The 14,542-nt window shown below is 76.3% G+C and carries 16 protein-coding genes and 1 pseudogene; 8 read left to right on the top strand and 9 right to left on the bottom strand.

The genetic code is table 11. The features are described 5' to 3' along the window. Nucleotides 1–64: 64 nt before the first annotated feature. Nucleotides 65–3,091 carry a DEAD/DEAH box helicase family protein gene (locus AB0L40_RS03190; protein ID WP_364349056.1) on the bottom strand — a complete coding sequence of 1,009 codons (3,027 nt, stop codon included), beginning with the start codon at nt 3,089–3,091 and terminating at the stop codon, nt 65–67. Between the two features lie 283 nt (nt 3,092–3,374). Here AB0L40_RS03190 and AB0L40_RS03185 point away from each other — a divergent pair, with 283 nt between their 5' ends. Both AB0L40_RS03185 and AB0L40_RS03180 read left to right on the top strand, forming a co-directional pair. Further along, nucleotides 3,375–3,680, top strand: coding sequence for a hypothetical protein (locus AB0L40_RS03185; protein WP_364349053.1), 306 nt, complete (start codon nt 3,375–3,377; stop codon nt 3,678–3,680). A 69-nt stretch (nt 3,681–3,749) separates the two neighbouring features. Continuing rightward, entirely contained in the window at nt 3,750–4,259 is a 510-nt protein-coding gene (locus AB0L40_RS03180) for a MarR family transcriptional regulator (RefSeq protein ID WP_364349050.1), read from the top strand. 103 nt (nt 4,260–4,362) lie between these two features. Here the strand turns inward: AB0L40_RS03180 and AB0L40_RS03175 are convergent, their stop codons facing one another. From AB0L40_RS03175 to AB0L40_RS03160, 4 genes are read right to left on the bottom strand one after another with little or no spacing between them, the layout of a single operon-like run. Further along, nucleotides 4,363–5,250, bottom strand: a complete 888-nt coding sequence (locus AB0L40_RS03175; protein ID WP_364349047.1) for a 3-hydroxybutyryl-CoA dehydrogenase — start codon at nt 5,248–5,250, stop codon at nt 4,363–4,365. 60 nt (nt 5,251–5,310) lie between these two features. Next, nucleotides 5,311–5,970 (bottom strand): response regulator transcription factor, encoded by a 660-nt coding sequence (locus AB0L40_RS03170; RefSeq protein ID WP_364349044.1) that lies wholly within the window; start codon nt 5,968–5,970, stop codon nt 5,311–5,313. Then, on the bottom strand, nt 5,967–6,938 hold the full coding sequence (locus AB0L40_RS03165; RefSeq protein ID WP_364349041.1) for a sensor histidine kinase: 972 nt from the start codon (nt 6,936–6,938) through the stop codon (nt 5,967–5,969). The genes AB0L40_RS03170 and AB0L40_RS03165 overlap by 4 nt, the downstream gene beginning before the upstream one ends. Nucleotides 6,939–6,970: 32 nt before the next feature. Further along, a complete protein-coding gene (locus AB0L40_RS03160; protein WP_364349038.1) occupies nt 6,971–7,426 on the bottom strand; it encodes a GreA/GreB family elongation factor in 456 nt (151 codons plus the stop codon). A gap of 117 nt (nt 7,427–7,543) precedes the next feature. Here AB0L40_RS03160 and AB0L40_RS03155 point away from each other — a divergent pair, with 117 nt between their 5' ends. After that, on the top strand, nt 7,544–7,873 hold the full coding sequence (locus AB0L40_RS03155; RefSeq protein WP_364349035.1) for a hypothetical protein: 330 nt from the start codon (nt 7,544–7,546) through the stop codon (nt 7,871–7,873). 162 nt (nt 7,874–8,035) lie between these two features. Here AB0L40_RS03155 and AB0L40_RS03150 read toward each other — a convergent pair whose 3' ends face one another. Together AB0L40_RS03150 and AB0L40_RS03145 are read right to left on the bottom strand one after the other, a co-directional pair. Then, entirely contained in the window at nt 8,036–8,503 is a 468-nt protein-coding gene (locus AB0L40_RS03150) for an RES domain-containing protein (RefSeq protein ID WP_364349032.1), read from the bottom strand. After that, nucleotides 8,503–8,895, bottom strand: a complete 393-nt coding sequence (locus tag AB0L40_RS03145) for a hypothetical protein (protein WP_364349029.1) — start codon at nt 8,893–8,895, stop codon at nt 8,503–8,505. The genes AB0L40_RS03150 and AB0L40_RS03145 overlap by 1 nt, the downstream gene beginning before the upstream one ends. An 88-nt stretch (nt 8,896–8,983) precedes the next feature. Here AB0L40_RS03145 and AB0L40_RS03140 point away from each other — a divergent pair, with 88 nt between their 5' ends. Together AB0L40_RS03140 and AB0L40_RS03135 are read left to right on the top strand one after the other, a co-directional pair. After that, on the top strand, nt 8,984–10,072 hold the full coding sequence (locus tag AB0L40_RS03140) for a PAS domain S-box protein (protein ID WP_364349026.1): 1,089 nt from the start codon (nt 8,984–8,986) through the stop codon (nt 10,070–10,072). A gap of 9 nt (nt 10,073–10,081) precedes the next feature. Beyond that, on the top strand, nt 10,082–10,420 hold the full coding sequence (locus tag AB0L40_RS03135; protein ID WP_364349023.1) for a hypothetical protein: 339 nt from the start codon (nt 10,082–10,084) through the stop codon (nt 10,418–10,420). Nucleotides 10,421–10,660: 240 nt separating this feature from the next. Here AB0L40_RS03135 and AB0L40_RS03130 read toward each other — a convergent pair whose 3' ends face one another. Beyond that, nucleotides 10,661–11,314 carry a response regulator transcription factor gene (locus AB0L40_RS03130; RefSeq protein ID WP_364349020.1) on the bottom strand — a complete coding sequence of 218 codons (654 nt, stop codon included), beginning with the start codon at nt 11,312–11,314 and terminating at the stop codon, nt 10,661–10,663. Between the two features lie 154 nt (nt 11,315–11,468). Here AB0L40_RS03130 and AB0L40_RS03125 point away from each other — a divergent pair, with 154 nt between their 5' ends. Both AB0L40_RS03125 and AB0L40_RS03120 read left to right on the top strand, forming a co-directional pair. Further along, nucleotides 11,469–11,888, top strand: a complete 420-nt coding sequence (locus AB0L40_RS03125) for a YciI family protein (protein WP_364349017.1) — start codon at nt 11,469–11,471, stop codon at nt 11,886–11,888. A 7-nt stretch (nt 11,889–11,895) separates the two neighbouring features. After that, nucleotides 11,896–13,146: a DUF6596 domain-containing protein gene (locus AB0L40_RS03120; protein ID WP_364349014.1), complete on the top strand. Its 1,251-nt coding sequence runs from the start codon at nt 11,896–11,898 to the stop codon at nt 13,144–13,146. 33 nt (nt 13,147–13,179) lie between these two features. Here the strand turns inward: AB0L40_RS03120 and AB0L40_RS03115 are convergent, their stop codons facing one another. Then, the gene (locus tag AB0L40_RS03115; RefSeq protein ID WP_364349011.1) at nt 13,180–13,632 is read right to left on the bottom strand and encodes a universal stress protein; all 453 of its coding nucleotides are present in this window, start codon (nt 13,630–13,632) and stop codon (nt 13,180–13,182) included. Between the two features lie 142 nt (nt 13,633–13,774). On the opposite strand from AB0L40_RS03115, the pseudogene AB0L40_RS03110 reads away from it, so the two are divergent. After that, nucleotides 13,775–14,542, top strand: a pseudogene (locus tag AB0L40_RS03110) (hypothetical protein); the annotation flags it as partial.

Raw genomic sequence — 14,542 nt, 5'->3', positions numbered from 1 at the left:
CCGCGACCGAGATCCGGACGGACGCAGGGTCCCCGGTGGCCGCAGCGCCGGCCGGCCCCGCGGCTCAGTGCCACAGCTCGCGGCGGCTCGTGACGTACGGCGCCGTGGCGGATGTCGCCGCGGTCAGCGAGCTGCGGCCGGCCGCGCCCTCGCGGCCCGCGAACAGCAGCTCGCCCGCGCCGACGTGCGCGGTCCACGCGGTCAGGTACGCGGTCGCGCGGTCCTTGTGGCGGCCGAGGTCCGAGGGGACGGGGTGCCACGCGACGTCCAGCGGCGCGCGGCGGGTCAGCGCGCGCCAGACCACCGTGCGCCGCCGCCGGCCGACCGGCCAGGTCGGGCGGCTGACCACGTAGCGCTGGCCGAGCGCAGGGGACAGCGCCTCCTCCAGCGCGTCGGCGAACCGGCGGTTCTCCTCGGCGTCGCCGGCGCTCAGCACGCAGCGCACCAGGCCGCCGGGCCGCGGCGCGATCACGAGCGAGTCGGCCGCCGCGCCGCGGATCTCGTCGAGGGCGCGGTAGGCGTCGGCGACGGCGCGGGCGACGCGGTCCAGGGGCAGGACCGCCGGGTAGGCGCGGTGCAGCGCGCTCGGGCGGAAGGCCGCGCCCAGCCCGACCGCGGACGGGGGCGGGCCGTCCGGGGCGGCGTCGGCGAGGAGCGCCTCGGCGCCGAGCGGCCGGCCGACCGGGGCCGAGCGCCCGCCGGCGCGGTGGGCGGGGCGGCCGGGGGCGGCGCCCCGTGCTCCCGGGCCGGTCGGCGCCCCGACGGTCCCCGCGCGACCGACGAGGCGCCCGGAGCGCCGGTCGCCGAGGGACGTCGAGCCGGGATCGGCCGGGGGTACGGCGCCCGCATCCGCATCCGCACCCGCGCCGCCCGCACCCGCGCCGTCCCCCGGCTCCAGCAGCCGCGTCGCCCCCGCGCCCTCGCGCCCCGCGGCGGCGCCGACGAGCAGGACCGGCACGTCCTCGCCGACGTAGGGCTCGCCGACGCGCCAGCGCTCGCGGGCCGCGTCGTGGTCGGCGGTCCGGGCGAGCGCCGCGGCGTTGAGGGCCGGGTGATCCTCGTCGGGCGGCGGCAGGTAGGGCGACAGCGTCGGGTGCACGTGCGAGACGCCGGATTCGATCGAGCCGTCCTCGCACGGCGCGCGCAGGTGCGCGTGGCGGCGGACGAAGCGGTCGTGATCGGCGGTCCCGCGTGCGAGATCGGCGGCGACGCAGACGACGTCCCAGTTCGAGCTGATCTTGCGGTCGTCCGCGGGGTCCAGCCGCAGCGTGCGGCCGCGGAGCTGGCGCACGGAGACGTCGGCGGCGACGCTCGTGAGGTCGACCAGGACGTTCAGCGTCGGCGCGTCCCAGCCCTCGCCGAGCAGGCCGCGGGTGCCGACGAGCAGCTGCGTCGTGCCGCCGGCCAGGGCGCGGCCGGCGGCGGCGACCCAGGCGCGGCTGTCCCACCCCGGCGTGCCGAGCAGGACGAGCCCGTCCTCCTCGCGGCGCTCGGTCGCGCCGAGCGCCGCGGTGAAGCGGTCGGCGTCGTCGGGCAGGCACGCGACCGTCCGGCCGGTGACCAGCAGCGGCCGCAGCGCCGCGGTGCGCAGGTCGTCCGCGAACGCGCGCAGGACCCCGCGCGCGCCGCCGGTCAGCGCGAGCGCCGTCCCTTCCGCGCTGGCGGGCGGGTGCTCGGTGTCGCAGAGGACGGCGGCGCGCAGGCCGCCGCCGCGGGCCTCCGCCTCGGCGCCGAGGATCTCGATCGCCGCGAGCGGCTTGGCGGCGCTCTGCAGCAGCACGCGGTCGACGTCGGACGCCCCGCGCCGGACGCCCTGGCGGGTGAGCGTGAAGCCGAGGTCGCGCAGGCCGACGCCGAGCTCGGTCAGCCGGCGCTCGGCGGCGTCGCCGGGGTGGGCGCGCAGGCAGCCGACGGCGTAGTCGCCGATCAGGACGAGCCAGTCCTCGAGCGTCGGCGGCTCGCGCCAGCCCTCGCCGCGCGGCGCGTCGTCGGGCAGCTCCAATCCGGACGAGGCGAGGTAGCGCAGCCCGGCGCGCGCGAGGTCCGGTCGCCGCGCGGCGAGCGTCGAGAACGGCACGCGCGCGGACCCGTCGCCGGTGTCCCGGTAACGCAGGCGGCCGATCACCCAGGGCCCGAACGCGAGGTCCTCCTCGTCCGGCGCAGCCGGGTCGTGCAGGCGGTCCAGCAGCTCGGCGAAGCGGACGTGGCGCTCCGCGAGCCACGCGCGCTCGCCCTGCAGCGGGGTCGTGAACCACGCGAGCTCCTGGTACGGCGCGAGGTGCCCGTCGCGGACGACCGCGGGGGTCGAGACCTCGAAGTCGACCGGGCCGAGCAGCCCCGCGTAGAGCTCCGCCTCGTCGCCGCGCAGGTCCGCCGGCGACGTCGCGGTCAGCGCAACGACGTGGACGCCCGGCAGCGACGCGGCGATCACGCGCACGAGGTAGCCCCACATCGACGCCAGGTGGTGGCACTCGTCGAGGACCAGCGTGCCGACGCCGGCGGCGCGCAGGGCGTCGATCCGCGCGCGGGCGCCGGGCGCGAGCAGCGCCTCCAGCGACGCGTCGGCGTGCTCGCCACGGGCGACCTCGTGCTTCATCCGCGCGATCTCGGACCGCAGGTCGCGCTCGTGGCGCTCGCGCGCGGCGCCGGTGAACGCGGCGGCGTCCGCACGCGCCGCGTCGACCGTGACCGCCGTGGCCTGCGCACGCTCGGTGGCCAGGCGCGCCTCGGCTGCCTCGCGCAGCGCGGCGTCGGGGTCGGCGGTCTGGCAGACGGCCTGGTAGGTCAGGACGTGCAGCGGGCCGGCCGGCGCCAGCAGCGCGGCGGCGTCGCCGCCGAACAGCGCGAGCTTCTCCACCCACTGCGACTGGATCGTCGCCGTCGGCGCGAGGACGAGCGCGGGCCGCCCGAGCCGGCGGACGATCTCCATGCCGATCACGGTCTTGCCGGACCCCGGCGGCGCGACGACGTGCGTCGACGTGCGGCCGGCGGCGACGTCCTCCTCGAACGCCGCGAGCGCCCGCCGCTGGTACGGGCGCAGCGGGCCGCCGAGGGCGAGCGACGCGAAGGGGGACGCGGCGCCGTCGGGCATGCGCGGGAGGGTAGTGCGCGGCGGCTGCCGGTCGGTGCCGCACGGGTCCCGGATGTCGGCCGGCGGCGTCCGTCGCCCGGCCGGAGACGCCGGCCCGAGCGCATCCGACGGCCCGATCCCGGCGCCGCCGAGGTCCGCCCGGACGGCCTCCGGCGGGCCCCGCCTGCCCGTTCGGCCAGGTTCGTTGTGACGGCCCGGTCGCGGTCCTAGGGTCCCGCCCCCAGGAGCGACGAGCAGGACGGACCCGATGAGCTGGCAGCCCCCCAGATTCCGATGGGCGGACGTGCGTGACGGACGCGACCGCCGCGACCGGCGGGTCGTCGAGGTCCCCGCCGACGTCGCCGCGCTGAGCCCGGCGGCCCGCGACCTCCTCTGCGCCCGCCTGGCGTGGCGGTGCGGGGTCCACGAGGTGCGAATAGGCGCCGGCGCCGACCCGGTGATCACGTTCGAGGGCCCCAGGGGCCTGGAGGTCACCGACGAGTTCCGCGCCCTCGCCGACGCGGCGATCCTGTCCGTCAGCGCGGACGCCGCCGCGGGCTGGACGGCGAAGGACGAGCGGGAGCGCCACGGGCCGGCGAGCTGGGGGTAGGCGACGAGCGGCGCGGCCGGTCGGCGGCGGGAGGGGCCGGCGGCGGGCGGGTGTGGCACGCTCCGCGGCGTGCCGCCGCTGCCGTTCGACCCGATCCGCGAGGCCGGCCGCCAGTGGGAGACGCACTGGGGCGCCGAGACCGCGGCGCCGATGGAGGCCGTGATCTCGATCGTCCGCGCGCAGCAGATCGTCGTCGCACGCCTGAACGCGGTCCTGCGCGACTTCGACCTGACGTACTCGCGCTACGAGACGCTGATGCTGCTCTTCTACAGCGGCGAGGGCGCGCTGCCGCTGGGCAAGATGGGTGTGCGGCTGCAGGTCCACCTGACGAACGTGACGAAGCTCGTCGACGCGCTCGAGGCCCGCGGCCTGGCGGAGCGCACGCCGCACCCCGAGGACCGGCGGACGACGCTGGCGACGATCACGCCGCGCGGGCGGGAGGTGGCCGAGGCCGCCACCCACGCCGTCAACGCGATCGACTTCGGTACGGCGCCGCTGGCGCCCGGCGCGCTCGACGACGTGATCGTCGCGCTGCGGGACCTGCGCCGCGAGGCCGGGGACTTCGACGACGCGGAGTAGCGGGCGGAGGACCGGCGACGACGGCACCGTCGTCCCCGGGTCGCGGGACCACGGCCGCGCGGGACGGCGGTCGCTGCCCCGGGCTCCCTGGCCCGGCCGCCGCTCAGGCGGCGACCGGCGCCTGCGCCGGCGCGTACTCGTAGAACCCGCGGCCGGACTTCCGGCCCAGGCGGCCCGCGGCGACCATCCGCTTGAGCAGCGGCGGCGGGGCGTACTCGGGCTTCTGGAACTCGCTCTGCAGGGAGACGCCGATGGCGTAGAGGACGTCCAGGCCGATCATGTCGGCGAGCGTCAGCGGGCCCATCGGGTGGCCGCAGCCCTGCTTCATGCCCTCGTCGATGTCCTCGCGGGTCGCGAAGCCCTCCTCGACCATCCGCACCGCGGCCATCAGGTACGGCACGAGGAGGAAGTTGACGATGAACCCGGAGCGGTCCTTCGTGCGCACGGCGTGCTTGCCGAGCGCGGCGGCGAAGGCCTCCAGCCGAGCGACGGTGTCGTCGCCGGTCTCCAGCGCGACGACGATCTCGACCAGCGACATCACGGGGACGGGGCTGAAGAAGTGCAGCCCGGCGACACGGTCCGGGCGGCCGGTCGCGGCGGCGAGCTCGGCGATCGGGATCGATGAGGTGTTCGACAGCAGCAGCGCGTCGGGGCGGACGATCCGGTCCAGCCGGGAGAAGACGTCGCGCTTGACGTCGACGTCCTCCTTGACGGCCTCGATGACGATCGTCGTGTCGGAGAGGTCCTCGAGGTCGGAGGTCCAGGTGACGCGCGCGGTGGTCGCGGCGGCCTCCTCCTCGGTCAGCCGGCCGCGCGACACGATGCGCTCCAGCGACGAGGCGAGGCGCTCCCGCGAGTGCTCGAGCGGCTCGGGGGACGGCTCGTACAGGGTCACCGTCAGCCCGGCGCGCGCCGCCGTCTCCGCGATGCCGGTGCCCATCATCCCGGCACCGACGATTGCCACGTTCCGATCCGTCGTCACGACTTGCATACTAGTGCTTCATCTCCTAGGCGACCATTGCCTGGGAGAGTGCTTTTCGCGGTCGGGTGCTCACGGCTCCACGAGGCCGCGCCGGATCGCATACCGCGCGAGCTCCACGCGGTTGCGCAGCCCGAGCTTCTCCAAGGCGTTGGAGCGGTGGCGCTGCACCGTGTGCGGGCTGATGACGAGTCGCTCGGCGATCTCGTCCGTCGTCAGGCCCTCCGCGATCTGCTTGACGACCTCCTGCTCGCGGGCCGTCAAGACGTCGCGGGGGAGCGAGCCGCCGCTGCGGGCGTCGTCGAGCAGCGCCTTCGTCAGGGTCTGGAGCGCCCGCGGGTAGAGGAACGGGGTCCCGCGCATCGCGTCCCGGCAGGCCTCGACGAGGTCGCGGTTCGCGGCGGACTTCAGGACGTAGCCGGCGGCCCCGGCCTTCAGGGCCTCGAACAGGTACTGCTCGTTCTCGTGCATCGACAGCAGCAGGATCCGCACGTCGGGCCGGCGCCGGGTCAGCTCCCGCGCCGCCTGCAGGCCGGTCCTCCCGGGCATCGAGACGTCGAGGATCGCGAGGTCGACGTCGGTCGCCAGCGCGCGGTCGACGGCCTCGATGCCGTCGCCCGCCTCCTCGACGACCCGCAGGTCCGGCTCGGCGTCGAGGATCAGGCGGATGCCGCTGCGGACGAGCGCGTGGTCGTCGGCGAGCAGGATCCGGGTGCGCAGGGGGACGGTCATCGCGACGGCACCGGCACCGCGCAGCGCATCCTCGTCCCCAGGCGCGTCTCGGCCCGGAGGTCGAAGCTGCCGCGGATCAGCCGGGCCCGCTCGCGCATCCCGGCGATGCCTCCGTCGGCCGGAGGCGCGGCGACGAATCCCCGGCCGTCGTCGGTGACGGTGAGGACGACGTGACCGTCCTCCGCCCGCAGCGCGACGGTCGCGCGGCCGGCGTCGGCGTGCCGGATGGCGTTGGTCAGCGCCTCCTGGGCGATCCGGTAGAGCGCGAGCTCGACGTCGCCGTCCAGCGGCGGCAGCGGGGCGCTGAGGTCGCGGTCGATCGTCAGGCCGCTCTCCTCCTGCACGCGGACGCACAGCGCGATCACCGCGTTGACGAGCCCGAGGTCGTCCAGGCCCTCGGGGCGCAGTCTCCGGGCGATGTCGCGCACGTCGCCGAGCGCGCGGGCGACCGTGCGCTGCGCCAGCTCCCGGTGCTGCGGATCCATCGTCGCGCGGTCGAGCTGCAGCGACAGCGCGGTCAGCGTCTGGCCGAGCTCGTCGTGGACCTCGCCGGCGATGGTGCGCCGCTCGTGCTCCTGGGCCGCGCTGGTGCGGCGATCGCTGTCGAGCCGCTCGAGCCGGAAGCGGTCGAGCATCTGCTCGAACGCCTCCAGCAGCCGCTCGACGTCGCGGTCGTCGGGGGCGATCCGGGCGCGGAGCCCCGGATCGGGGTCGCGCGGGTCGATCGTCCCCATCGCGTCGGCCAGCCGGTGCAGCGGCGCGAGCAGGCGGCGCAGCGCGAGGTGGATGGTCGCGAGGACGAGCAGCAGCCCACCGAGGACCAGGGCGGTGTCACGCCCGGTCATCGGCGACGAGATCGTGACCGGCGAGAGGACGAGCGCCGCGGTCACGCCGCCGAGCACCAAGGCCGCGACCAGGAAGATCTGGCGCGCGAGGGGCATCCGGGCGAGCGTGGTGGTCAGTCCCATCGACGGACGGTGCCAGATCCCGGCCCGGACGGTCATGCGTCGTCCCGGATGCGGCGCACGAGCAGCGACCGGAGTCGCCGGTTCGGCAACGCGATCTCCACGGCGTCGCCGACGGCGCGGCCCATGAGGGCGGCGCCGACCGGCGACAGCACCGACACCGGGGTGGCGGCCGTGTCGTCGCCCTCGTCGTGGAGGAGGACGAGCCGGTAGGCGCACGGGCGCGCGCCGTCGTCGACCTCGACGACCGTGCCGACGGCCGCCAGGGCGTACCCGTGGCGGGCACCGTGGGCGATCACCGCGCGGGCGAGGGCGGTCTCCACGAGGATGATCCGGTCCGTCAGCTCGGCGGTGTCGTCGCCCGGGGCCGGGTCGGTGCCGGCGGCGCGCTCCCGGGCCTCCCGGAGCTCCGCGAGCCGGGCGACCAGGGCGTCGAATCCGGGCTTCGTGACGAGCAGCGCCTGGTCCCTGGGCAACAACGTCTGAGGCATGCCCCCAGCCTGGTGGGCGGGCGGGCCCGGCGCCATGGCTGCTCCCCGCCATCTGGGGACCCGGAATGGCGGGGAACCACCATGGTCCTCGGGGCGCGCGACCGGCACGCTCGAGGCATGGTGACCGTGCGCACGTGGCTGACCCGGGAGCGGCAGGGCCCGCCGGTGGATCGGGTGTTCGACGCCGCGTGCGACCTGATGCTCGCCGCGCGCGGGCTCGAGACCGAGGTCCGGGAGCGGCCGGCGGACCCGCCGCCGGCTATCGCGATCCTCGGCGTCCTCGAGGCGACGCTCCGGACGCTCCAGGGCGCGACGCGGGAGCTCGGCGCCGGGCACCCGGAGCCCGAGATGGACGCGATCGCTCGCCTCGGCGACGCGCTGCTGCGGGCCGCCGACGAGTGCGAGCGGGCCCGAGCGACGCTGCTGGCGGCGCCCCCTACGCGATGAGCGTGCTGCGTCGTCCGCGGATGAGCTCGTCGGCTTCGGCGATCATCCGCTCGACGAGCTCGGCGCAGGTCGGGATGTCGTGGATCAGTCCTTGGACGAGCCCGATCGACCAGACGCCGTGCTCGGGGTCGCCCTGCTCGGCCGATCGTCGGTGGCTGGTGCTCAGGCCAGCGCGAGCCCGAACAGCTCGATCGCCCCGTCGAGGTCGTCGAGCCCGTGGCGGACGATGAGGTCGGGCAGCGCGTCGCGCAGGTGGGCGAGCGCGGCGCGCGTGCCGACGTCGGTGAACGGCCACGTCACCTCGATCGTGCCGATCGCGCGGCCGTCCACCCACGTCACGGGCACCTGCCCGGCAGGCGCGGTCGGGAAGTCGCCGTCGCGCGGGTCCGGGGCGATCTCCACGGCCAGCACGTGTGGATCGGGCCGGAACCGCGCGAGCGTCTCGAGGAAGCAGGTCAGGCGGTCCGAGCCCGCGTAGAGCACGCGGTACTCCGACTGCGGGTCGTCGTAGCGGTTGCCGAACGTCCCGTCCGGACCGGCGAAGGCCCAGTCCGGCCACGCCCACGGGTCCGGCCGGCGGGCCAGCCGGTGCAGCCGGCCGGTGGGGATCGCGACGTCCGGCTCGGCCATCAGCCGCCGACGACGAACGCGCGCGCCGCGGCGACGACCTGGCCGCCGACCTCGTCGAGCGCGCCCTCGCGGATCAGGCGCGCCGGCGAGCGGTCGTCGAGCTGCGGGTTCAGCCCCTGGAACCACGCCTGGGCCGTCTGGGTCCCGTCCGTCGCGGCGATCATCGTCGCGATCTGGAGGGCCAGGCGGAGCCGCCGCTGCGCGTCGGCACTCGGGGTGCGCGCGCCCTCGGCCCACTCGTGCAGCGCGCGCGTCTCACCCACTCCCGCGACGTAGGCGCCCAGCCGCGCGCCGAGCAGATCGCGGACCTCGCGGGCCACGACGTCGACGTCCGCGCGCATGGCGTGCCGGTGCGCGTCGAGGTCGGGACGGGGCTGCGTGACGGTGGCCATGACTGGATCACATGGTAATCCCAAAGCGATCCCGTGTCGAACCCGACACGATCCGCCCCGTTCCGTCCGCGCCCCGTAGGCTCGGGCGATGCCCGCCGGTCCGCCCGGCGCCTGGTTCGCGGAATCGGGCGCCGCCCCGCCCCCGATGGCGCTCACCGCGCTGCTCCAGAGCGTCGGCGAGGCCGTCTACGTGGTCGACCACGAGGGGCGCGTGGGCTTCGCGAACCCCGCCGCGCTGGCGATCCTCGGCTTCGACGAGGCCGGCCTGCTTGGGCGCCCGAGCCACGCGACGATCCACCACCACCGCCCCGACGGCACGCCGTTCCCCGAGGACGAGTGCCCGCTGCTGCGGCCCCGCACGACCGGTGAGACCGTGCGCGTGGAGGAGGACTGGTTCGTCCGCCGCGACGGCTCGCTCGTCCCCGTGTCGTACAGCTCGGCGCCGTTCCCGACGGGCGCCGGCCGCGGGGCGGTCGTGGTCTTCCGCGACGAGACCGAGCGGCGGGAGGCGGAGGCCGTTCGCCGCCGCGAGGCCGTCGAGCGGGCGCGCGCCGACGCGGTCGACGCGTCGCGCGCCCGGATCGTCGCCGCCGCGGACGACGAGCGCCGGCGGCTCGGGCGGGACCTCCACGACGGCGCCCAGCAGCGGCTGATGAACGTCGCCCTCGGCGTCCAGCAGGGGATCGGGGACCTCGAGCGGGACCCGGCCGCGGCGCGGCGGACCCTGCAGGACGCCGTCGGCGAGGCGCGCGCCACGATCGCCGAGCTGCGGGACCTCGTCGCCGGCATCCACCCGTCGATCCTCACCAACCGCGGGCTGGCGGCGGCCGTCCAGTCGCTGACCGCTCGCAGCCCGCTGCCCGTGACGGTCGACGTGCCCGACGCCCGCTGGTCGCCCCGGGTGGAGGCGACCGCGTACTTCGTGATCGCCGAGGCGCTGGCCAACGTGGCGAAGCACGCAGGAGCGGCGCGGGCGGAGGTCGAGGTCCGGGAGGAGGACGGCGCGCTGCTCGTGGTCGTCCGCGACGACGGCCGCGGCGGCGCGGTCGCGCGCCCCGGCGGCGGGCTGCAGGGCCTCGCTGACCGCGTCGAGGCGATCGGCGGCGTCCTCGTCGTCGCGGACGACGACCCCGCCGGCACCCGTCTGACCGCGCGCCTGCCGCGGGCGAGCCGCTAGGTTCCGGGCGTGTCCGCCCCCGAGCTGCCCGAGAAGCCGGCCGTCGTCCGCTCCCCGGCCTGGATCCTCACCCTCGGGTCGGTCCTCGCGGGGGTGGTCTTCCACCTCGTCCTGCTCGCGGGCCCGGAGGACGACACCGAGCCCGCCGCCTGGGGCCTCGCGATCGTGGCGGCCGCGGTCGCGATCGCCCTCGTGCTCGCCGTGATCCGGATCTCGGCCCGCCCGGACGGCCCCGCGCCGGGCCGGCTGCGCGCCGACTACCTGCTGCTGCTCGCCGGCACCGTCTGGATCGCGATCATCGGCTACCCGATCGCCGCGGCCATGGGGCTGTCGACCGGGACCCTCTGACGCGGGGACGCACGCGCGGCACCGGGCCGCGTGGCGCGCGTCGACGTCCGTACCCCTGAGGTGCCGAACTCGATGCGACCGACCGCCGCGTCGCCAGTGGTGCGGCCGCGCGTCGACGTCCGTACCCCTGAGGTACCGAACTCGATGCGACCGACCGCCGCGCCGCCAGTGGTGCGGCCGCGCGTCGACGTCCGTACCCCTGAGGTGCCGAACTCGATGCGACCGACCGCCGCGCCGCCGTCACCCCGCCCGCAGGTACGTCAGGACCGCCATCACGCGGCGGTGCTCGGTCGGCTCCGTGCCGAGGCCGAGCTTCTGGAAGATCCGCGTCGAGTGCTTCTCGACCGCCGCGGCGCCGACGCCGAGCGTCTCGGCGATCCCGCGGTTGGAGTTGCCCTCCGCCATCAGCCCCAGGACCTCGCGCTCGCGGGGCGTCAGCGCGTCGAGCGGGTCGCCGGCGCGGCGGCGGCCGACCATCAGCGCGACGACCTGCGGATCGAGGACCGACCCGCCGCCGGCGATGCGGCGCACCGCGGCGACGAACGCGTCGACGTCGATCACGCGGTCCTTCAGGAGGTAGCCGACGCCGCGGGGGTCGTCGCCGACGAGGTCCAGCGCGTAGCGCTCCTCGAGGAACTGCGACAGGACGAGGACCGCGGTGTCCGGCAGCTCGGCGCGGATCGCCACCGCCGCCCGCAGGCCGTCGTCGGTGTGGTCCGGCGGCATCTGGACGTCGACGATCGCGATGTCCGGCTTGTGGGCGCGGACCTTGCGCATCAGGTCCTCCGCGTCGCCGGCCTGCGCGACGACGTCGATCCCGGCGTCGCCGAGCAGCCGCGCGATCCCGGAGCGCAGCAGCACCTGGTCCTCCGCGATCAGGGCTCTGAGCGCCACGCGGTCAACGGTAGTCGAGCCGCGCTCCGCGGTCGGGGGGCCGGTCGCGCGGCGACGGATCCGGAGGGTTCCCGCGCCCGTGTCGATCTACGCTCTCCCCGTTCGACCACCGGGTGAGAGGTCGACCGGGCCTCACGGAACCAAGGAGAACGACATGGCCAAGTACATGCTCATCATGCGTCCGACGGACGAGTCGCTCGCGACCATCATGGGCGGCGACTTCGCGGAGATCCTCGACGCGGTGGGGCGCTTCAACGACCAGCTGATCCGCGCCGGCGTCCTGCTCGCCGCCGAGGGCCTGGACACCCCGGAGGACACCGTCGTCGTCGACTTCAGCGGCGAGACGCCGGTCGTCACCGACGGCCCGTACGGCGAGACGAAGGAGCTCTTCGCCGGGTACTACATCCTCGACGTGGCGTCGAAGCAGGAGGCCGTCGAGTGGGCCAAGCGCGCGCCGCTGACCGCGGGCAGCAAGACCGAGATCCGGCGCGTGACCACGATCGACGAGTTCCCGCAGGACAACGAGTGGATCCAGAAGGAGCGCGCGTGGCGCGAGCAGACCGGGCAGCTCTGAGCCCGCGATGAGCAGCCCGGGATCGCGCGGCGCCGTCGAGGCGGTGTGGCGCACGGAGTCCGCCCGCATCGTCGGCGCGCTCGCGCGGTTCACGGGCGACTTCTCGCTGGCCGAGGACGTCGCACAGGAGGCGCTCGCGGAGGCCCTGGTGTCCTGGTCGGTCGACGGCGTGCCGGCCGAGCCTGCCGGCTGGCTGCTCACGACCGGTCGGCGCCGGGCCATCGACGCGTTCCGCCGGCGCTCCGCGCGGGACGACCGCTACGCCGTCCTGGCCCGGGACCTGACCGAGAGCGAGCCCGGCGTGGACGCCCTGTTCGATGACAGCGCGATCGACGACGACGTCCTCGCGCTGATGTTCACGACCTGCCACCCCGTCCTGACGAGCGAGGCGCGGATCGCGCTGACGCTCCGCATCGTCGGCGGGCTCACCACGAACGAGATCGCGCGGGCGTTCCTGGTCCCGGTCCCGACCATCCAGGCCCGCATCACCCGCGCGAAGAAGACGCTCGCCGCCGCCCGCGTGCCGTTCGCGGTGCCGGACCGCGACGAGCTCGACGGGCGGCTCGGGGCGGTCCTCCACGTCGTATACCTGATCTTCACGGAGGGCTCCTCCGCGTCGGAGGGCGAGGAGTGGATCCGCCGGGACCTCGCCGATGAGGCGCGCCGGCTGGCCCGCGTGCTCGTGCGGATCGCGCCGGAGTCCGAGGCCTTCGGGCTGCTCGCCCTGCTGGAACTCACCGCGGCGCGCTTCCCCGCCCGGGTCGACGGCGACGGCCGCCCCGTGCTGCTCGAGGACCAGGACCGCCGGCGGTGGGACCACGCGGCGATCCGTCGCGGGAGGGCGGCCCTGGCCCGGGCCACCGGGGACGGGCGCGGGCTGGGTCCGTACGGCCTGCAGGCGTCGATCGCCGCGTGTCACGCCGTCGCGCCGTCGGTCGCCGACACGGACTGGGCGCGGATCGTGCTCCTCTACGAGGCCCTCGGGCGGCTGGCCCCGTCGCCGATCGTCGCGCTCAACCGCGCGGTCGCGGTCGCGATGGCCTCCGGTCCGCGGGCCGGCCTCCAGATCGTCGACGAGATCGCCGCGGGTGGGGACCTCGCGGGCACCCACCTGCTCCCCGCCGTCCGCGGGGAGCTGCTGATCCGGCTCGGCCGCCCGGACGACGCCCGGACCGCGCTGCGCGAGGCGGTCGACCGCTGCGCCAACGCCGCGGAGCGCGCGGCGCTGCAGCGCAAGATCGCCGGGGTCGAGGGCTAGCCGGCGCCTCCACGTGGCGGTGGCCTCAGGTCCTCAGGTCGTCGCGACGATCAGCACCGAGCAGGGCGCGTGGTGGCTGATCTTGTCGGGGACCGCGCCGAGCAGGAACCGGCGCCCGCCCCCGCCCGTCATGCCGCGGTTGCCGACGACGATGAGGTCGCAGTGCAGCTCGTCGGCGACGTCGAGGATCCCGGTCGCCGGGTCGCCCTCGCGCGCCGCGGTGCGGACCTTCGTCGCGCCGGCGCCCAGGGCCGCCGCCTTCGCGGTCTCCAGCAGCGCCTCGACGTCCTCCCGCGCGTTGACGGTCCACTCGACGTCGGACGGCGCCTGCTGGGCCTCGGCCCGCAGCCGGCTGCGCGGCACCGGCGCGAACGCCGAGACGATCGTGAGCCGGGCGTCCATTGCCGCGGCGAGCCTCGCGGCGGCGGCGACGGCCTCCGCGGCCGTCCCCGAGCCGTCGGTCCCCACGAGTATCGAGCTGTGCACCGGCGTCTCCTGATCGTTGGTCCGGTCGCGACGCGCGGCCGCCGGGGCGACGACGCGGCGCCCCGGGTCCGGGCGAGCATACGAGCGGGGGGACCGCCGCGGGGATCGGTTGCGCCGCCGCGGACCTGCGAGGCTCGGCGTCGTGACGGCGACCCACGACGAGCCGGCCCCCGGGGCCACCATCCCCGAGGTCCGCGCGCTCGCCACCGCGTGGTCGGCGCAGCTCGACGTCGTCTCGCAGGAGATGTTCGACGACCTCGCCGCCCAGATCCCGGAGATCGCGGAGGACCCGGACATCGCCGGGGTCACGCACGCGTCGTGCGCGTCCAACGCCGAGGCGATCATCTCGATGATCCGCCACGGGATCCCGGTCGAGGCGACCGAGGCGCCGGTCGCCGCGCTCGAGCACGCCCGGCGGATGGCGGCGCGCGGCGGCGGGGTCGACGCGACGCTGCGCTTCTACCGGCTCGGGCACGCGTACTTCTGGGGCCGCTGGAGCACCGCGCTGGCCGAGGCGATCCCCGACCGCGACCGGCTCGTCGTCGCGCTGCGGCAGACCGCGGACTTCAGCTTCCGCTACATCGACATGGTCTCCGCGCGGGTCGGCGCCGAGCACGTCGCCGAGCGCGAGCGGCGGCAGCGCCGCGCGGCGATCGTCCGCGCCGACGTGGCCCGCGCCCTGCTGGCGGGCGAGCCGGTCGACCGCGGGGCGGCCGAGCGCGCGCTCGGCCACGTGCTGACCGGCCCGCAGCTCGCGTTCGTCTGCTGGTCGGCGGGGGATCCCGGCGAGCTCGAGCGGGCGGCCCTCGCGGTCGCCGGCGCCGTCGGGACCAGCCGGCCGTTGCTGCTCGCCGACGGCCCGCATGTGCTCGGCGGCTGGGTCGTGCCGGCGGGCGGCGCGGCACGGGGC

The organism is Patulibacter sp. NPDC049589 (assembly GCF_040675535.1).
Taxonomy (GTDB): domain Bacteria; phylum Actinomycetota; class Thermoleophilia; order Solirubrobacterales; family Solirubrobacteraceae; genus Patulibacter.
The sequence above is the reverse complement of the archived record's forward strand: the minus strand, read 5'-3'. Positions and strand labels throughout refer to the sequence as shown.